This window comes from Halobaculum sp. CBA1158 (assembly GCF_021431925.1).
Classification (GTDB): domain Archaea; phylum Halobacteriota; class Halobacteria; order Halobacteriales; family Haloferacaceae; genus Halobaculum.
Window position 1 is genome coordinate 81,659 of sequence record NZ_CP090372.1, and the last position, 17,580, is coordinate 99,238.

Annotated in this window: 17 protein-coding genes; 9 read left to right on the forward strand and 8 right to left on the reverse strand. The window is 67.7% G+C overall.

Features of this window, described 5'->3' with window-relative positions; all coding sequences use genetic code 11:
* Window positions 1-47: 47 nt before the first annotated feature.
* The 3 genes from Hbl1158_RS15305 to Hbl1158_RS15315 form a co-directional block, all read right to left on the reverse strand.
* On the reverse strand, window positions 48-1,064 hold the full coding sequence (locus Hbl1158_RS15305; RefSeq protein WP_234299742.1) for a branched-chain amino acid ABC transporter permease: 1,017 nt from the start codon (window positions 1,062-1,064) through the stop codon (window positions 48-50).
* Window positions 1,061-1,954, reverse strand: coding sequence for a branched-chain amino acid ABC transporter permease (locus tag Hbl1158_RS15310; RefSeq protein WP_234299743.1), 894 nt, complete (start codon window positions 1,952-1,954; stop codon window positions 1,061-1,063). The genes Hbl1158_RS15305 and Hbl1158_RS15310 overlap by 4 nt, the downstream gene beginning before the upstream one ends.
* 125 nt (window positions 1,955-2,079) lie before the next feature.
* The gene (locus Hbl1158_RS15315) at window positions 2,080-3,309 is read right to left on the reverse strand and encodes an ABC transporter substrate-binding protein (RefSeq protein WP_234299744.1); all 1,230 of its coding nucleotides are present in this window, start codon (window positions 3,307-3,309) and stop codon (window positions 2,080-2,082) included.
* A 300-nt stretch (window positions 3,310-3,609) separates the two neighbouring features.
* Here Hbl1158_RS15315 and Hbl1158_RS15320 point away from each other — a divergent pair, with 300 nt between their 5' ends.
* The 9 genes from Hbl1158_RS15320 (at window position 3,610) to Hbl1158_RS15360 (ending at window position 12,110) form a co-directional block, all read left to right on the forward strand.
* On the forward strand, window positions 3,610-3,831 hold the full coding sequence (locus Hbl1158_RS15320) for a hypothetical protein (protein ID WP_234299745.1): 222 nt from the start codon (window positions 3,610-3,612) through the stop codon (window positions 3,829-3,831).
* A complete protein-coding gene (locus Hbl1158_RS15325) occupies window positions 3,831-5,216 on the forward strand; it encodes an AMP-binding protein (protein WP_234299746.1) in 1,386 nt (461 codons plus the stop codon). Before Hbl1158_RS15320 ends, Hbl1158_RS15325 begins: the two co-directional genes overlap by 1 nt.
* A gap of 147 nt (window positions 5,217-5,363) precedes the next feature.
* Window positions 5,364-6,500: an amidohydrolase family protein gene (locus Hbl1158_RS15330; RefSeq protein ID WP_234299747.1), complete on the forward strand. Its 1,137-nt coding sequence runs from the start codon at window positions 5,364-5,366 to the stop codon at window positions 6,498-6,500.
* A 2-nt stretch (window positions 6,501-6,502) separates the two neighbouring features.
* Window positions 6,503-6,889: a Rieske 2Fe-2S domain-containing protein gene (locus tag Hbl1158_RS15335; protein WP_234299748.1), complete on the forward strand. Its 387-nt coding sequence runs from the start codon at window positions 6,503-6,505 to the stop codon at window positions 6,887-6,889.
* A gap of 88 nt (window positions 6,890-6,977) precedes the next feature.
* Entirely contained in the window at window positions 6,978-7,883 is a 906-nt protein-coding gene (locus Hbl1158_RS15340; RefSeq protein ID WP_234299749.1) for a CoA-transferase, read from the forward strand.
* Window positions 7,873-8,703 (forward strand): CoA-transferase, encoded by an 831-nt coding sequence (locus Hbl1158_RS15345; protein ID WP_234299750.1) that lies wholly within the window; start codon window positions 7,873-7,875, stop codon window positions 8,701-8,703. Before Hbl1158_RS15340 ends, Hbl1158_RS15345 begins: the two co-directional genes overlap by 11 nt.
* Before the next feature lie 202 nt (window positions 8,704-8,905).
* Complete coding sequence (locus Hbl1158_RS15350) at window positions 8,906-10,549, forward strand: AMP-binding protein (protein ID WP_234299751.1); 1,644 nt, start codon at window positions 8,906-8,908, stop codon at window positions 10,547-10,549.
* 84 nt (window positions 10,550-10,633) lie between these two features.
* Window positions 10,634-11,080: a MaoC family dehydratase gene (locus Hbl1158_RS15355; protein ID WP_234299752.1), complete on the forward strand. Its 447-nt coding sequence runs from the start codon at window positions 10,634-10,636 to the stop codon at window positions 11,078-11,080.
* 85 nt (window positions 11,081-11,165) lie between these two features.
* Window positions 11,166-12,110: an MBL fold metallo-hydrolase gene (locus tag Hbl1158_RS15360; protein ID WP_234299753.1), complete on the forward strand. Its 945-nt coding sequence runs from the start codon at window positions 11,166-11,168 to the stop codon at window positions 12,108-12,110.
* A gap of 47 nt (window positions 12,111-12,157) precedes the next feature.
* Here Hbl1158_RS15360 and Hbl1158_RS15365 read toward each other — a convergent pair whose 3' ends face one another.
* The 5 genes from Hbl1158_RS15365 to Hbl1158_RS15385 all read right to left on the reverse strand — a co-directional run bounded on the left by Hbl1158_RS15365 (window position 12,158) and on the right by Hbl1158_RS15385 (window position 17,227).
* Window positions 12,158-13,327: an acyl-CoA dehydrogenase family protein gene (locus Hbl1158_RS15365; RefSeq protein WP_234299754.1), complete on the reverse strand. Its 1,170-nt coding sequence runs from the start codon at window positions 13,325-13,327 to the stop codon at window positions 12,158-12,160.
* A gap of 103 nt (window positions 13,328-13,430) precedes the next feature.
* Window positions 13,431-13,916, reverse strand: a complete 486-nt coding sequence (locus tag Hbl1158_RS15370; protein ID WP_234299755.1) for an Lrp/AsnC family transcriptional regulator — start codon at window positions 13,914-13,916, stop codon at window positions 13,431-13,433.
* Between the two features lie 156 nt (window positions 13,917-14,072).
* Window positions 14,073-14,297, reverse strand: a complete 225-nt coding sequence (locus Hbl1158_RS15375; protein WP_234299756.1) for a HalOD1 output domain-containing protein — start codon at window positions 14,295-14,297, stop codon at window positions 14,073-14,075.
* Window positions 14,298-15,014: 717 nt separating this feature from the next.
* A complete protein-coding gene (locus tag Hbl1158_RS15380; RefSeq protein WP_234299757.1) occupies window positions 15,015-15,236 on the reverse strand; it encodes a hypothetical protein in 222 nt (73 codons plus the stop codon).
* Window positions 15,233-17,227, reverse strand: a complete 1,995-nt coding sequence (locus Hbl1158_RS15385; RefSeq protein WP_234299758.1) for a right-handed parallel beta-helix repeat-containing protein — start codon at window positions 17,225-17,227, stop codon at window positions 15,233-15,235. The genes Hbl1158_RS15380 and Hbl1158_RS15385 overlap by 4 nt, the downstream gene beginning before the upstream one ends.
* Window positions 17,228-17,580: the final 353 nt, after the last annotated feature.

Genomic DNA, 17,580 nt, shown 5'->3' on the forward strand with positions numbered 1-17,580 from the left:
AGAAGTCGTTTTTCACGAACCGACCGTCGCGGCGGCGACGCCGCCGATCAGTCGGCGGTTCCCTCGGGCGGCGGGTCCGCGTCCCCGTCGTTCCAGGGCGCGTACCGTTCGACCAAATCGTCGAGGACCGGGACCACCCCGCTTCTGAAGTAGAGGAACAGGAAGATGAGCATCAGGCCGAAGATCGGTTCGCGCCAGTCGGTGAACGACTGCACGAGCACCTCCTCGAGTGCGACGACGATACCCGCGCCCACGACGGGGCCGAGCGTCGTCCGCAGACCGCCGACGATCAGGACGATGAGCACCAGCACGTCGACGGTGAGGAACGCGAACGACCCCGGGAGGATGTACGCGGCCTCCCTGGCGTAGAACGCGCCCACGAAGCCGAAGACGAACGCGGCGATGAAGCCGGCAATCACCTTGTACCGAACGACGTCGACGCCGATCGACGAGGCGGCGACCTCGTCCTCGCGGATCGCCGCGAACGCGACGCCGAACCGCGAGTTCACCAGCCAGACGTACAGCACCAGCAGCGCGAACAGCAGCACGAGCAGCACGTAGTAGAGGACGAGTTTCTCGCCCACGCCGATCGGTCCGGCGATCGTGTCCAGCGAGAAGTACCTGTACGGGAAGCCCGTCGACCCGCCGGTGAGGCCCCGAGCGCCCACGAACACCTCGGACAACACGATCTGGAGGTTCAGGGTAAGAATGGAGATCAGCACCACGGTGAACTTCCGCTTGGCCGATACCCAACTCACGGCGACCCCGATCAGGCCGGCGATGAACGCGGCGATGGGGAGCGTGAGCCACGCGGTGACACCGAACTCGTCTGCCATGATCGCCGTTCCGTAGCCGCCGACGCCGGCCAGTCCGCCCATGAACAGGAACAGCTGGTCGGTCTGCCCGAAGACGATGTTCAACGCGACGCCGAACATCGCCACGACCACCAGGTGCGCGAGGATGCTCTCGTAGTAGCTGCTGCCGAGCACCGGGAGCGGTGCGATCGCCAGCAGGGCGGTGACGAGGCCGACGCGGCCGAGTTCTCCCCTCGGAAGCGCGTTCATGCTATCGCCTCCGGCTTGGCCAGCAGGAACACGATCGCCGCCCCGAAGAGGATGACCGTCGCCACGTACGAGCCGACGAAGAAGTTCGCGAACTGGTTAACGAACCCGAGGAGCACCCCGGCGACGATCGCGCCGCCGAGACTCCGGACGCCGCCGACGATCGACACGATGAGCGCGAACGTCGTGTACTGGAAGCCGTCGGCGACCGAAACGGTCTGCCCGACCGCCCAGACGACTCCGGCGATGCCCGCGACCGTGACGGAGAGGACGAAGATGAGCGTGCGGATGCGGCGGGGGTTGACACCCACGAGCTGTGCGCCCTGCTCGTCTTGGAACACAGTCCGCGTCGCCTTTCCGAGGTACGTCAGCCGGAGGAAACTGAACAGGATCGCGAGCGCGACGGCCCCGACCCCGATCACGACGAGCGAACTGCTCCTGACTACTGCCGCTCCGATCGTGACCGTCGGCAGATCGACCGGAAGCCCGTAGCTCCCCGGGAACGAGGGGATGGCTATCCCCGACGTGAGGCTCAGTCCGTTGATGAAGAAGCCGTCCAGGAACACGGTCAGTCCAAGCGTCACGAAAATCCCGAGGAGGATCCGTTCCTCACCGGTCGAGCGATACACCAACGAGAGGAGCGTTCGGTCGACGAGAAGCCCGATCCCGGCCGCGACGAGTACGCCGATTACCGCGGCGACGATCACGCCCTGGCCGCTGTTGACGGCCCAGGAGGCGATCAGTACCGCGATCACGGAGAACACGCCGATGGAGAGGTTGAGTACCTCCCCGAGCCCGAAGACGAGCGTGATACCGACGCCCAGTAGTGCCAGAAAGACACCGAAGGCGAGTCCGTCGATGGCGACAGCGGCCATCGTGCTGATTGTTACCATAAACGTGTGCTCAAGACTGTGGGTGTGGTGTGTATATGTTTCGGCTTTCAACGGTCATTGAGATGTCGGTGCGGTCCTCGAACCGCCGGAACCGGAACGCGTCCGACCCGGCGGTCGCCCGGTCGTTACTCCCCGGGCACTCGGGCCGGAACCGGCTCGGACCGGTAGAGCTCCTCGTAGCTGTGGTTACCGTTCGAGTCGTACGAGGGAGCCTCCAGAAGGAGGTTGCTGAACAGCACGACCTGCTGGTCCAGTTCGCCGTACTCGTTCCACTGGATCGGCTCGGCGAACAGCGTGTCGACGGACGTGTTCCGGATGCCGTTCGCGATCTCGGTCGGCTCGGTCGAGCCGGCCTCCTCGATACCCGCCGCCAGGATGTACGCGGTGACGTACCCGTAGGCGGTGTGAGTGTTGAACTGCATGTCGTACTCCTCGGCGAAGGCGCTGCCCACCTCCGTGAACGCCTCCTCGTACGGGTTCGAGTTGTGGATGTGGACGTAGTTCTCGATCGCCTCCTCGGAGAGCGCGCCCGTAAGCAGTTGCGGCGGGGCGCTCGATCCGGTGATAACGTCGGGGTTCAGTCCGACCTCGTACGCCTGGTTCGCGATGCTGACCCCGCCCGGCGGGTGGCCGCTCGAGATGAGCATCTCCAGGTCGTCGGAGAACTGCCGCAGGTAGGACGTGAAGTCGCTCGCGCCGACGGGTGCGACCTGGATGTTCACGTCGACATCGAAGTACTCGTTGATGGCGGTCTCGGCCGACCGCCCCCACGCGTAGTCGCCGATGATCGCGCCGACGTTCGAGTAGTCGGCCTCGGCGAAGGCGCTCGCCTGCGCCTGGATGTACGTCGACGCGGGGTTGAGTCCGACTCGGAACACGTGTCGCGTCTCCTGTGTGATTACGTCGTCAGCGCCGGACATGTGGAGCAGGTGCGGCACCTGAAGCTCCTCGGCGGTCTGTGAGACGCGGATCCCGACGTCGGAGGAGACCGCGCCGGTCGTCGCGACGGCACCGTCCTGTTCGACGAGCCGCCGGAAGCTCGAGTCCGCCTGTCCGGCGTCGGCACCGGTGTCGGTCACGCTGACTTCGAGGTCGCGACCGTCGAGCACGCCGCCGTTGGCGTTGATCTCCTCGACTGCGAACTGGAGCCCGTCGCGGTGGGGGGTCGCCCACGCGGCGAACGGCCCGGATACCGGCTCGAGCGCGCCGATGGTGATCGGGTCGGAACTTCCGCCGCCGTTGTCGCCGCCGTCGTCGCCACCGTTTCCGCCGTTACCCGAACATCCTGCGAGGACGCCGAGGGTTGCTGTACCACCGCTGGCCTTCAGAAACGCACGCCTGTTTATGCGTGTCATTGCCATTCGGTCGGATTCTACGTGTTTAATTGTGTCGGTGCCCCAGCCCCGTGTGCGGTGATCGATCGTGCAATTAACCATCGAACTGCCTTCATCCCGTGTACCATCTATTGAAACGATCTATCTCCGACGAACGCCCGAGGCACGGTACACTATCTGTTCGGGGACGGGTATCTGCGGCGGCCGTGCGGCGCTGTGGTGTGGATCGCCGGCGCTGTGGTGTGGATCGTCCGGTTCCCGTCTCATCGGGCGACTGTGCGCCGCGAAACACTTATGAGAATTCTGGATAGTCGATCACCGATGTCAGCAGACGATAGTCTCAGCCGTGCGGAAGTAACAGACCGGATCAGGCGCGCACGGGCGCTCCTCCAAGAGGTACGGGACGAGTCGGCGACGCCGGTCGTCGCGCACTCGGCCCACCAGGCGGACATGTACTGCCACCGACTCATGTGGGAACTGGGCGAGGAGACGGCGAACACGCCCGAGTTGGAGGAACGGATCGGCGTCGAGGGGAACGACTGATGCGCGACAGCTACCGCCCCCGGTACAACGCCGCCGCGGCCGACAGCGACCACTGGAACGAGTACATGGAGACGATGCCGCGGGAGGATCTCGACGCTCTCCACCTCAGGCGCATTCGGCGCAACATCGAGTACGCCTACGACAACATCCCGTTCTACCGGGAGCTCTACGACGACGCCGGCGTGACGCCGAGCGACATCAAGACGCTCGAGGACTTCAACACGAAGGTCCCGATCATCGACAAGCCGGACCTGATGGAGATCCAGAAGGAGCACGGCGGCGACCCGTTCCGCGGCCGCGACCCGTCCGGTCCCGAGCATCACATGTACCGGTTCCAGACGAGCGGCACTACCGGCGCGCCGCTGCAAGAGGCCGTGACTCAACCGGCGACGATGGCCGTGGGCGACGCGTGGAACTACGGCTTCTGGCGGTGCGGCGTCCGCCCGGACGACACGTTCTACTTCGCGTTCCCGTTCGGCACCTTCCTCGGGTTCTGGAGCGCCTACTGGGGCGTCCGCCGGCTCGGCGCGACCGTCAGAAGCGGTGCCGGCCAGTCGACCGAGGAGCGCATCAACGACATCGTCAGCGTCGACCCCGACGTCGTCGTCATGACGCCGACGTACGCGATGTACCTGCTGGAGAAGGCCGACGAGATGGGCGTCGACCTCTCGGAGACGAGCGTCCGACTCACCGTCCACGCCGGCGAGAAGGGACCGTTCGTCGACTCGGTCCGATCGCGGATCGAGGAGGGGTGGGACGCGGAGGTGTGGGACGCGTACGGGCAGTCCGAGTCGATCTTCCTCGGCACGACCATGGACACCGACTCGGGAGGCGTCAACCCCGTCGAACCGTACTACTACTCGACCATCGTCGACCCGGACACCGACGAGGTCATCCACGAGGACGGCGCGCGCGGCGAGCACATCATCACCTGTCACATTCCGACCGCGCCAGGGCTCACGCTCCGGTACCGCTCGCACGACATCGTCGAGATGTACCACGACTCGCGGGACGTGTTCGACACGGACCTCACCTGGAAGTTCTTCGAGGGAAGCGTCCTCGACCGGACGGACAACATGCTCACGCTCCGGGGGACGAACATCTACCCGCGGGCGATCGAGGAGGTGATGACCGGCGTCCCGAACGCGACGCCCCACTACGAGATCCACGTCGACCGCGAGTCCGGCAACGACCAGATGACGGTGCAGATGGAGGCCTCACCGGACCTCGATCGCGACTCCTACGGCGACCTCGAGGACGAGCTCCGGGCGGAGTTACAGGAGGCGGTCGGCGTCAGGATCGACTTCGAGGTCACGGAACCCCAGAGCCTGCCCAGGTACGAACTCAAGTCCAAGCGGTTCTTCGACCACCGCGACCAGTCGTGAGGCGCGGTCGGCACCTGTTCGTCTCCGATTCCGTGTCGACGCCGTCGCCGCTCACCGTTCCCCCCGGATCGGTGCGGGAACCGACCCGAACGCCCGCCGACCCCGGTGACCGGAACGTTCAATGGGTCTACTGACAGACGGCAACACATGCCATCATCGGTCAGGAGACTCGACGCCGACGCGGAGGTCCCGCCGCAGGCGTTCGAGGACTACATCGTGGACATGGACTTCCACGTCAACCCGGTCGAAGACGAGCTGCTGGCGTACGTGGAGGACGACCGCGCGCTCGACAAACTCACGACCGAGTTCGGCGCGACGCCGGTCATGGGCAAGTGGGACGCCGCGTACGGCATCGAGGAGGGACAAGAGGGCTTGTTCACGCAGGGACGCGCGAAGTACGCCGAGGACGTCCGGGAGGCCTGCGAGACGATCGCCGTCGACGACCCGGTCGTCAACCCCGGGATCAACAACCTGAACCTCCAGCACCACCCGGTATTGAAGAACGCGGTCTGTCAGGCCGCCAACGACTACATGCTCGACAACTTCGCCGACGAGGGCATGTATACGGCGATGATGGTTCCCAAGTGGGACCCCGAGTACGCCGTCGAGGAGATCGAGCGGGTCGCCGCCGAGGACGGGATCGTCGCCGCCTACTCGTGGTTCGACCCGAAGGTCCCGTGGGGGAACGAGCAGTTCGACCCCGTCTTCGAGGCGCTCGTCGACCACGATCTCCCGCTGCTGCTACACGGCTCGCTCGCGTACTGGCCCCAGCACTCCTACGTCGGCGACGACATGCTCACCTGGACGGAGGTGCTCGGCTTCGACTGGCCGATCCACGGCATGGTCAACCTCGTCAACATGATCATGCGCGGGGTCTTCGACAAGTACCCCGACCTGAACGTCGTCTTTCAGGAGGCGGGCCACTGGTGGACGCCGTTCCTCCGCTACCGGATGGACGAGTTCTACGAGATGCACCCCGACGACGTCCAGATCACGCCCCGGAAGATGGAGTCGGGCGAGCGATACCTCCAACGCGCGCCCAGCGAGTACCTGCGCGACAACGTCTCGCTGTGTACGCAGCCGTTCGCGCTCCCGCGGAACTCCGGCGACGCGCGCAAACTGCTGGAGCTGTCGATGGCCGAGGAACTGTTCACTTACTCCAGCGACTGGCCCCACCAGACGCTCGACCCGCCGACGTGGTTCTACACCTCCAACGCCTTCGACGACGACGACCTCAGGGAGCGCATCCTGAGCGGGAACGCCGTGGACATCCTGAACCTCTGACCATGAGTGGGAACGACACCGTCGAGCCGACTGAGGACGGGTTCACCAGGGTCGCGAGCGCGTCGGAGGTCCCCGAGGGCGAGGGGATCGGCGTCAGCGTCGACGGGATCGAGGTCGCCGTGTTCAACGCCGGCGACGAGTTCCTCGCGATCAGCAACCGCTGCGCCCACCAACAGGCACCGCTGTGCAAGGCCGGCGACGAGAAGATCAACGCCGAGGACACGTGGACCGGGAAACGCGGCGGCGTCGACGTCGAGTCGAAGACGGTCGCGTGTCCGTGGCACCTGTGGTCGTGGGACCTCGAGACCGGGGAACACGAACCCTCGGGCAAGCGGATCGGCACGTTCGACTGCACGGTTCGGGACGGCGACGTGTTCGTCCGGATCTGAGCCGGGGGGCGTCGCCGGCGCGGTCGTCGCCGTCGCGTGATCGCTCGGCGGACTCATCTTTATTACCGCCCACCGCGGGCGTCGACACGTGCAGCAGGACAAGACCACGGGGATGGCCGAGGCCGTCTCCCGGATCGACCCCGGAAGCGCCGTCGCCGCCGGACTGGCGCTCGAACACGCGATCCCCTTCGCGGCCGGCCACGAACTGCTCAGACAGGGTATCGACGACCTCACGCTCGTCGGACCGATCAGCGACGTGCTGTTCGACCAGCTGATCGGGGCGGGGCTCGTCTCGCGCGTCCGCGCGGCGTGGACGGGCAACGTGAGCGCCGGCAGCGGCTACAACTTCCGCCGGGCGGCCGAGTCCGGCGACATCGAGGTGGAGAACCACTCGAACTTCTCCATCGCGCTCGCGCTCCAGGCGGCGTCGATGGGAGTGCCGTACCTCCCGACGCGGTCGCTGCTCGGCAGCGACATCGCGACCGAACCCCAGTTCCAGGTCGCCGACGACCCCTTCGAGGGCGAGCCGATCGTCCGGGTCCCCGCCGTCGCTCCGGACTGGGCGGTCGTCCACGTCCAGCGCGCCGCGCCGACCGGTGACGCCCACTTCTGGGGGAACACCGGGATCACCTACGAGGCGGTCCGCGCGGCCGATCACGTGCTCGTCACCTGCGAGGAGGTCGTCGACGTCTCGACGATCAAACGCGATCCGAGTCGGACCCGCATCACGCGCGAGCAGGTGGACGCGGTCGTGGAAGCCCCCTTCGGGGCCCACCCGTCGCCCGTGGCCGGTCACTACGACCGGGACAACGAGTTCTTCCTCGAGTACGCGGATGAGACGCGGGAGGCGGACGGCTTCGACGCCTGGGCCGACGCGTGGGTCCACGGCGTCGACGACCGCGAGTCGTACCGCGAGCGGTACGAGCGCGAGGTCGGTCGGGACCTCTCGGTGACCGAGCCGACCGTCGCCGCGGAGGTGCGCTATGGGCAATGAGCGATCGGCGGGCGGCACCGGCGGAGACGGAGCCGATCGGGAACCGGTCACGCCGGGGGAGTACACGCCCCGCGAGCAGATGGTGAGCGCGGCCGCCCGCGAGATCGACGACGGCGACGTGGCGTTCGTGGGGATGCGACTGCCGCTCATCGCCTTTCAGGTGGCGGTGAGCACCCACGCGCCGACCGCGATGTCCGTCTTCGAGAGCGGCGTGGTCCGCGACGACCCGGCCGACGGTTTCCTCCACACGATGTGTGACCTGTCGAACCTGAACCGCGCCGTGTCGCTGACGGAGATGACCGACGTGATGGGTCGGCTCGCTCGCGGCGACGTAGACGTGGGCTTTCTGGGCGGCGCTGAGATCGACCGATACGGCAACCTCAACACCACCCGCGTCCGCGACGGCGACCGGACGATACGGCTCCCCGGCAGCGGCGGCGCGTGCGACATCGCCTGCATGGCCGACAGGACGGTGATCCTCATGGCCCACGAGCCGCGTCGGTTCGCCGAACGGGTCGAGTACGTGACCAGTCCCGGCCACGGCGAGGGCGGGGACTGGCGCGAGCGAGAGGGACTGCCCGGCGGCGGTCCCGACGCGCTTGTGACGACGAAGGCGACGTTCGGGTTCGACGACGGCGAGCTCTTCCTGCGGAGCTGTCACCCGGGCGTCGACCCCTCGTCGGTGGTCGGGGACTTCCCGTGGGACCTGCGGACCAGCGAGGGGGCCCGCGGCGAGCCCGTCGCGACGACCGACGTGCCGACCCGCGAGGAACTGGATCTCGTGCGCACGTTCGACCCCGACGGCTTCTGGACCGAGTGATCGGCGGCCCGGCGGGCAGAGTCGTCAGGTCGCCGGGCCGCCGGGGTGCACGCGACTCCGGGCTCCACGGAGGCGTCGTCGATCCCGGGGCCCGCGGAGGCGTCATCGACCCCGGGTGAGCGGTATCGAGCCGGCGTCTGCAACCTACATAATCGTCGCGGTAGGAACTTCTATAACGCCCCCGTTTCCACTATCGACCGTCATGCAATCCCACGTGCCCGAGGAGAAGCGGCCCAGTCCCGACTCCGCCCCCGAACTGGTACACGCCGTTCCGGAGGTACACTATCCGAACGAGATCAACGTCGCGACCGAGCTCGTCGACCGCCACGTCGCGGACGGCCACGGCGACGATCCGGCCATCCGCTTCGAGGACGACGAGACGACGTACGCGGAGCTACAGGCGCAGGTGAATCGGCTCGCGAACTCGTTGGCCGACCTCGGCGTCGAGCCCGGACACCGCGTGCTCGTTCGCTTCCCCAACCGCCCGGAGGCGGTGATCTCCTGTCTCGCGATCCAGAAGCTCGGCGGGGTCGCGCTCCCCTCGATGAAGCTGCTGCGCGCGAAGGAACTCGAGTACATCGTCAACGACGCGGGCGCGACCCACGCCGTCGTGTACGACGACCTCCTCGATGAACTGGAGAACGCGATGCCGGAGCTCGACACCCTTGAGGAGGTCGTCGTCGCCGAGCGCGGGGCGGGCGTCGAACACGACCACCACGGGTTCGACGACCTCCTCGAGGCGGGCGAGGAGACGTTCGACGCCTACGACACGGAACGGGACGACCTCGCGCTCATGCTGTACACGAGCGGGACGACCGGTCGACCGAAGGGCGCGGTTCACACCCACCGACAGCTGCTCGCGACGGCCGACTCCTACGCACGCTACTGCATCGAGCCGACGCGGGACGACGTGTTCGGCGGGAACCCGCCGCTCCCGTTCGCGTACGGCTACGGCGACCTGGTCACGTTCCCGCTGCGATTCGGCGCGACGACGAGTCTCGTCGAGGACGCCAAGCCGGTCGACCTCCTTCACGCCATCGAGGACCATGGCATCTCCGTGCTGTGTTCGATCCCCACGGCGTTCAACCAGATGCTCTCCGGGCACCCGGACGCGGCCGAGGAGTTCGACCTCTCCTCGCTTCGCGTCGGGATGAGCGCCGGCGAGCCGCTCGCGCCGAGCACGTTCGAGGAGTTCCGAGAGGAGTACGGCATCAAGCTGCTCGACGGTATCGGAACCACGGAGATGCTCCACATCTTCGTCAGCCACCGCCACGACGAGGAAGTCGATGCCAGCGCAACGGGCTTCCCGGTGCCGGGCTACGAGTGCAAGGTCGTCGACCCGGAGACCCGCGAGGAGGTCGAGCGCGGCGAGGCGGGCCTGCTCGCGGTCCGCGGCCCGACGGGCATCAGCTACTGGGGCCGCCCCGACAAGCAGGAGGAGGCGGTCGTCGACGGCTGGAGCTACCCCGGCGACATCTTCGCACACCGGCCCGACGGCCGCCTGGAGTACAAGTCCCGCCGCGACGACCTCATCATCTCCTCGGGGTACAACATTCCCGGCCCGGAGGTCGAGAACGTCGTTCAGGAGCTCGACGAGGTCGCGGAGGTCGCCGTCGTCGGCGCGCCCGACGAGCAGCGCGGCAAGATCGTCAAGGCGTTCGTCGTCACCGCCGACGGCGTCGAGGGGAGCGACGACCTCCGGGAGTCGATCCAGGACCACGTCAAGCAGACCTTGGCTCCGTACAAGTACCCACGGGCGGTGGAGTTCGTCCAGGAACTCCCGCGCACGGAGACCGGGAAGATCCAGCGGGTCAAACTCCGAGAGCGCGAAGAGGGGGAGAACTGACCGTCGCCTGGAACCGGACCATCCGACCGAGTCGCCCCGGGGACGCGAGCGCTTTTTGTTCCCCGCCGTGTTCCGACCAAGCGGATGACGAAACGGACATTCGAGGACATCGAGGAGGGCGCAGTCCACGACCTCGGCAGCTTCCGGGCCGAGGAGGCGGAGATGCGGGCGTTCGCCGAACGGTACGACCCGCAGCCGATCCACGTCGACCCCGAGGCCGCGGCCGACTCCATCTTTGGCGGCATCATCGCCAGCGGCTGGTACACCGCCTCGTGTTGCATGCGGCTGCTCGTCGACGGCTTCTTCAACGACACGGTGAGCATGGGCGCGTTCGGGATGGAGGAGCTCCGGTGGAAGACGCCGGTCCGCGCCGGCGACACCGTCGCGGTCGAGTTGGCGATCGCGAAGAAGACACAGTCCGACAGCCGCGACGATCGCGGCTACGTCGACGTCGACGTGACCGCGACCAACCAGGACGGCGAGGAGGTCGTCTACTGGCGCGCGACGAACATCATCGGGACCCGACAATGACCGGCGACCCGCCACCGACGCCGAATCCCACACCGACGCCGAATCCGCCAGCGACCCTGGTCGTCGACTTCCGCGGAGCAGCGGCGTGACGGTCGATCGGATCCCGGTCTCCTCGGGCGGTCCCGAGGGGACAAACAGCGCGTACGTGCTCCCCGATCGAGGGATACTCGTGGACCCCGGCCCGCCGGGCGAGGAGGCGTGGGCGGAACTGTGCGAGGGCCTGCGCGGCGCGGGCGTCGCACTCGACGCGATCGATCACGTCGTCGCCACGCACTGGCACGCTGATCACGTCGGCCTGACGACGCGGCTCGCGGCTGCTGCGGACGCGACGATCCACATGCACGAGCGCGACGCCCCGCTGCTGGCCGACTACGCCGCCGAACGCGAGCGTCGCCTGCGACGCGACGAGCGGACGATGCGCTCGTGGGGCGTCCCGGCCGACCTCGCGGCCGCCGTAGTCGACGGCGACGAGCCGTCACCGCTCCCCGACCGGACGCCGGTCGAGGCGCACGCCGACGGCGACGACATCGCGGGTGCGACCATGGTGCACACGCCGGGACACACCGCCGGTCACCTCGCGCTCGCGGTCGACGGCCACTTGTTCGTCGGCGACACGGTACTGCCGATGTACACCCCGAACGTCGGCGGCAGCGACACCAGGACGACGGACCCCCTCGCCTCGTTTCTCGACTCGCTCGACCGGCTGGACCGACTGGAAGCGACCGTACACCCCGGACACGGCACGACCGACGATCTCGCGGGCCGATCCGAGTCGATCCGCGAGCACCACCGAACGCGGAGCAGACGGGTGCTCGACCGGGCGTCGCGACTGGACCGGCCGACGCCGTGGGCGATCGCGACGGACCTGTTCGGGGAGATGCGAGGGGTCCACGCCAAGTTCGGTGCCGGCGAGGCCGCGGCCCACCTCGGGTACCTTGAGGGACACGGCGACGTGGAGCGCGTCGACGAGGAACCGCTCCGGTTCGAGTCCAGCCGCGAACCGGAGTCGGACCCGACAGCGTTCGAGTAGACCGGTCCACGGCTTCACGCCCCACTCACCCCCCACTCACGCCGGCGCTAGAGGTCCAGCGTCTCCGTCGCGATCGTGGTCCGCTGGATCTCGGACGTGCCGCCGATGATGCTGAGGATCTTCGCGTCGCGGTAGTACCGCTCCACGGGCATCCCCTTTTGATAGCCCTTCCCGCCGTGGACCTGGATCGCGTTGCGAGTGACGAACTCGGCGGCCTCGCTCCCCGCGAGCTTCGCGGCGCTGGACGCCCGGGTGTCGCCCTCGTCGGCCGCGATCGCCGCCGCCGAGGAGTACACGAGGTGTCGCGCACCCGCGAGCTGCTGGTACATGTCCGCTATCAACACCTGCACGGCCTGGTACTCGCCGACGGGACTGCCACCCTGTTCCCTGTCGCCGGCGTACGCCGTCGCCTCGTCGAAGGCGGCGCGCGCGATCCCCGCGCCGATCGCGCCCAATCCCGTGCGCGCCATGTCGATCGTCCCCATCGCGATGCGGAATCCGCCGCCGACTTCCCCGAGGAGGTTCTCGGTCGGGATCTCCACGCCGTCGAGCCTCGAGTCGCCGGTGACGTGGCCCCGCATGCCCATGTACTCGACGCGGTCGAACTCGAACCCCGGGGCGTCGTCGACGCCGGGGACGATGAACACGCTCACGCCGTGAGAGTCCTCGGGCTGCGGGCGCTTTCGCGCGACCACGAGGTGCACGTCGGCGACGCCGGCGTTCGTGCCGAACGCCTTCTCGCCGGTGAGGCGGTAGCCGTCGTCGGCATCCGTTCCCGCGTCCGCCTCCGCGACCGTGCTCAGTTCCGTCGGCGAACTCCCCGCGTCGGGCTCGGTGAGCAGCATCGCGCCGACCGCCGCTCCGGAGGCCATCCGCGGGAGGTACTCCTCGCGCTGGGCGTCGGTTCCGAACCGGGCGATCGGCAGCGCCGCGAACGTGTGCCCCTGGATCGTCTCCGCGACCGCGCCGCTCGTGGCGGCGATCCGCTCGACCGCGAGACAGTAGCCGAGGAAGTCGCTCGTCAGGCCTCCGTACTCCTCGGGAAGTAGGAGTCCCAGCAGCCCCCGGTCTCCGGCCTCCTCGATCACGTCCCGCGGGAACTCGTCGGAGGCTTCGATCTCCGCGGCCCGCGGCTCGACGACCTCCGTCGCGAACGCGTTCGCTCGGTCTCGGACGGTCCGATGGTTCTCACTCAGCGCCGACTCGATGAGATGCATGCTATCGGCTCCTCCCCGAACCCAGATAAACCTACGCGCGAGCGACCGCGCCGCCGACGGCTCCATCTCTCAGGAATGTCGTCCCGCGCCGCCGCCTCCCGGTTCACTCGTCGGCCAGCGCTTCGACGAGCGAGTCGATCGAGTACGACGACAGCGCGCGCGCGTCGTCGTACAGCGTCTCGATGACGTACGTCGAGTTGGTGCGCTCGACCGCGGGAACGCGCTCGAACTCCCGGAGCAGTCGCCCGACTGCGTCGTCGTCGGGCAGGTGCGCCACCGCGACGAAGTCCGTCTCACCCATCGTCGACAGCAGCGTCGTCACGCCCTCCAGGTCGGCGATCGTGCCGGCCACGTCGTCGTGGTCGCCCGCGTAGTCCGCGAGCACCTCCACCAGCACCGTCACGCCCAGGCCGAGGGCGTCGAGGTCGATGTCGTACAGGTCGTTGCGGATCACGCCCGCATCGCGGAGGTTGTTCAGGCGGTAGTGTACCGTCGACACGGGGATCCCCGTCTCCTCGCTGATCCGGTCGGGACTGCCAGTCCCGTGGTCCGCGATCGCCTTCAGGATCCGCAGGTCGCGCTCGTCCATACGTCTCTCCCCGTCCTCCACCCCGATAGTTCCAGCCCTCTCCAGGTGATCACCAGTCCGATCGAACTCGGTTCAACTGAGCGCGGGTGACCTCGCGGCCGCGGTCGTCGCGCTCGGGACGATCCTACTCGGTCGACCTCGACTCGGCTCCGGACGTTACTCTCGCTCCGCTCGGAGCGCGATGTCGCCGCTGGCCGCGACTGCGACCGCGACGCCGGCGTAGGTAAACGAGACGTAGACGCCTGCGTCGTCGGCCCCGTTTCCGGTCAGCACGTCGTTCAAGCCGTCTACGTCGATCCGATCCTCCAGCGGTGGGAGCGCCGTCGGGTCGCGACCGGTGACGGCCGCGACCGCCTCGATCACGGCGATACTCGGCTGCACATCGGGGTCGACCTCCGAGCGAAACGCGCGATCGGAGCCTTCGCGCTCGAGTTCACGCTCGCCCGACGCGGTCTGCTCGCTCGTCTCCGCGTCCCATCGGGGAGGCAGATCGTTTCGATCGGACCACGAGTCCATCGCGACGACCATAGCGGACCGACGGGTAAAAAGAGGCGGACTCTGGGGTGAGGGCGGTCGTCGACTCCTACCGAACGCCGGGACCGATCGAATCGGGACAGTCCCACCGACGCCTCCCGGGAACCAGGTGAGTACGGTGGGTACGCTGCCGCTTCCGGCGAGGAACGCCCCGCCTAACTTACTCGCAAGCGGGTGTGGATCGCCGTATGCATAACTCGTCCTCACCGAACTCGGATCGGTCGGAGTCGGTCGTCCCGGAATCGATCGACCCGATTTCGATCGCGTCGGGCAGCCTCACGCGTCTCGAGCTCTCGTTGTGGCGCGCGCTGAAGACGACCGACGAGCCGGAGTCGCGGTATCACATCCGGACCGCGTTGCAGCACGTCGAGGTGGTCCGAACTGCGGGCGCACCCGACGGCGATGCCGAACGCACGACGGGAGACGAGCAGCGATAGTCCGTCCGAGGGACGGATCGATCCGGGAGGGCCGACATCAGCGAAGTCGCTCGAACGGTCGGGTCGATACCCGATCGAGTCGATACCCGGGTCAGACCGACCGCGGCCGATCACCCCGCGGCTCGGGTCACACCCGGTCGTCGAGGCTCACAACGTCGTCGCGGCCGACGACCATGAACGCGTCCTCGCGGAGCATGTCCTCGTCCGTCGGCAACACGATCACCTCCTCTCCCCCGCTGGTCGAGGTCGGGATGAAGTCCAGGTCGAGGAGCCGGTAGCCGAGGTCGTCGATCGGGTCGGGATTCGGCGGGAGCTCTCGCCAGTCCTCGTTCACGAACGGCACCGTCATAGCCCTCGTTCGACGGTGAACGTCGCGTCGCCGTCGACGGTCACTTCGGTGATGTCGCCGTCGAACCGGTAGGCGTCGACGCCGCCGCCGACGAGGCCGATCACCTTGCCGTCGCGGGCGATGTCGCGGATCCGATCCCAACCGGCACCGTCCTCGGTGACTCGGCTCGCCTCCGTGTCGCGGACGACCTCGCCGCTGACGGTGAACGTGTAGTTCGTCGGCGAGTCGGCGTCCTGGCCGTCGACGAGCACGCGCTTCGAGAACTCCTCGACGCCCGGGTCGTCCGTGCGGTCGCCGTCGCCTCCGGCGTCGGCGTCGCCCGATCCGTCGTCGGTCGAGTCGTCGCCTCCGTCGACGCCGGTTCCGCCGTCGTCCGTCCGATCGTCGTCGCCGTCGCCGTCGGCGATTCCGGTTCCGCCGTCGTCGGTCCGACCGCCGTCCGTCGAGTCGTCGCCCGTGGAGTCGTCGCCGGTCGACCCGTCGTCGGTATCGCTACCGTCCGTCGATCCGTCGTCGGTCGATCCACCCTCGTCGGTGTCCGGACCGCCGTTCACCAGTTCCTCGAACGTCGTGGTCGTGCCGTCGAGCGATACGGAGTACTCGTAGCCGTCGTCGACGAGGTAGTCGGTCACCTCGCCGTCGAAGCGGAACGAGTCCAGTTCGCCCGGCTTCAGGTCGTTGACGACGAGCGTCGAGGAGCCGTCGTCGTTGCGGACGACGTCCTCGTCGCGCGGGTCGGCGGTCTCTCCGTACGTCGCGCCGCCGGAGACGTCGATCCGCATGTCGAAGTCGCCGACGCGCGCGTCCGCCGACACCGGATTGTCCTCGCCCGCCTGAAGGACGATCGTGTGCTCGTAGTCGGCCGGATCGTCGGACCCGGTGTCCTCCTCCTCGGAGGACGATCGTCCCCACGGGCCGACGCCGGCGGCGACGCCGTCGATCTCGTCGGCAGCGTCGTAGCCGGTGACCTCGGAGGGAAGCGGGAACGTCGCGGACGCCTCGGTGAAGCCGCTTCCGGAGAAGTCGGGCTCGACGGCTCGGCTGCCCGAGCCCTCGACCGTGCAGTTCTCGATCGTCACGTCGCAGGCACCGTTGCTCTTGTCGCGAACGAGATCCCCGTCGGAGTCGTTGTAGAACGCGCAGTCGCGGATCGTGACGTTCGACCCGGCCGCGCCGTCGTGGATCTCGATCATGTCGGCCGTGCCGTCGACGTCGAGGAAGATGAGGGAACAGTTCTCGATGACGAAGTTCCCCTGTTGGCGCATCCGGATCCCCCGTGCGTACGGATAGTTGGTGTCGTCGTACGCGGGCGTCTCGGTCACGGCGATCAGACAGTTACGGATGTACGTCGTCGCGGTCTCGTCCGACTCGCGGTGGCCGATCCGGATGTTCGCGATGTTGTTGTTGACCGCCGCGCAGTTCTCGTACGTCATCGGCATCTTGTCGGTGTACGCGCCGTTGTTGGCCATCCACGCCCACGCCGAGTTGCGCACGGTCGCACGCTCGCCGCCGGAGGGGTTGTACAGCGCGCGGTCCTCGCTCCGCTGACCGCCCTCCGGCCAGACGAAGCCGTCGAGCACAGCGCCGTCACGGATGTCGATCCCCGCCTTCGACGAGGGGTTCGACCCGCGGAGGACGACGTTCTCGAGGGTCCCGCGCATGCTCCCGTCCATCGTCCCCGACTCGAGGTTCACGACCACGTCGCCGGGGTCGCCCTGCCCGACGATCCGCGTGTCCGAGCCGATACTGAGGTCGTCGCCGTCCCAGCTGTACTCGCCGGCCGGGACCGCCACGTCGCCCGACTGAGTCAGGTACCGGTTGAAGTCGCCCGCCGCGGCCGCCCGGTCGGCCAGCAGGCCGGCCCCGCCGAGCGTCGCGAACGCGCCGACCCCCTTCAGCAGCGTCCGCCTGCTGGTCGCGCCGGTAGCCTCGTCGTTCGCCTCGGTAGGCGCTTCGTTACTCGCGTCCGTCTCCTTGTGGCTGTTAGCCATGGAGCGGAAGGATGTACCTACCAAGAAGAAGGATACGACGCGATCGAGACAGAACGTCGATAGGATACGGCTACTTGCGGTCGAGAGGCAGTAAGCTGGACATGTCGTAGATACACAATTGCTACCAGTTCGATACCGAAGTAGTATGCTCGAGCTAGTGCGCGTCGACGCGGCGGGGCCGTGATCTCCGATTCAGTAGCACGCTGTGTACGCCGGTACGAAGAGTGTACGGCACGGTAAGGTGGCCGTTCGTCCCGGTAGGGTCGTCGTGGCGAGCACTCCTTCGGTTACGAAACTTGTACCGGACCCCATTCACGACGAGTCCGGTCGGCCACGCCGTGACCGGTCGGCTG

Excerpts from the sequence above, each read along its gene's own strand:
- Hbl1158_RS15305 (WP_234299742.1), bottom strand. The coding sequence starts at position 1,064 with ATGAACGCGCTTCCGAGGGGAGAACTCGGCCGCGTCGGCCTCGTCACC.
- Hbl1158_RS15310 (WP_234299743.1), bottom strand. The coding sequence starts at position 1,954 with ATGGTAACAATCAGCACGATGGCCGCTGTCGCCATCGACGGACTCGCC.
- Hbl1158_RS15315 (WP_234299744.1), bottom strand. The coding sequence starts at position 3,309 with ATGACACGCATAAACAGGCGTGCGTTTCTGAAGGCCAGCGGTGGTACA.
- Hbl1158_RS15320 (WP_234299745.1), top strand. The coding sequence starts at position 3,610 with ATGTCAGCAGACGATAGTCTCAGCCGTGCGGAAGTAACAGACCGGATC.
- Hbl1158_RS15325 (WP_234299746.1), top strand. The coding sequence starts at position 3,831 with ATGCGCGACAGCTACCGCCCCCGGTACAACGCCGCCGCGGCCGACAGC.
- Hbl1158_RS15330 (WP_234299747.1), top strand. The coding sequence starts at position 5,364 with ATGCCATCATCGGTCAGGAGACTCGACGCCGACGCGGAGGTCCCGCCG.
- Hbl1158_RS15335 (WP_234299748.1), top strand. The coding sequence starts at position 6,503 with ATGAGTGGGAACGACACCGTCGAGCCGACTGAGGACGGGTTCACCAGG.
- Hbl1158_RS15345 (WP_234299750.1), top strand. The coding sequence starts at position 7,873 with ATGGGCAATGAGCGATCGGCGGGCGGCACCGGCGGAGACGGAGCCGAT.
- Hbl1158_RS15350 (WP_234299751.1), top strand. The coding sequence starts at position 8,906 with ATGCAATCCCACGTGCCCGAGGAGAAGCGGCCCAGTCCCGACTCCGCC.
- Hbl1158_RS15355 (WP_234299752.1), top strand. The coding sequence starts at position 10,634 with ATGACGAAACGGACATTCGAGGACATCGAGGAGGGCGCAGTCCACGAC.
- Hbl1158_RS15365 (WP_234299754.1), bottom strand. The coding sequence starts at position 13,327 with ATGCATCTCATCGAGTCGGCGCTGAGTGAGAACCATCGGACCGTCCGA.
- Hbl1158_RS15370 (WP_234299755.1), bottom strand. The coding sequence starts at position 13,916 with ATGGACGAGCGCGACCTGCGGATCCTGAAGGCGATCGCGGACCACGGG.
- Hbl1158_RS15380 (WP_234299757.1), bottom strand. The coding sequence starts at position 15,236 with ATGACGGTGCCGTTCGTGAACGAGGACTGGCGAGAGCTCCCGCCGAAT.
- Hbl1158_RS15385 (WP_234299758.1), bottom strand. The coding sequence starts at position 17,227 with ATGGCTAACAGCCACAAGGAGACGGACGCGAGTAACGAAGCGCCTACC.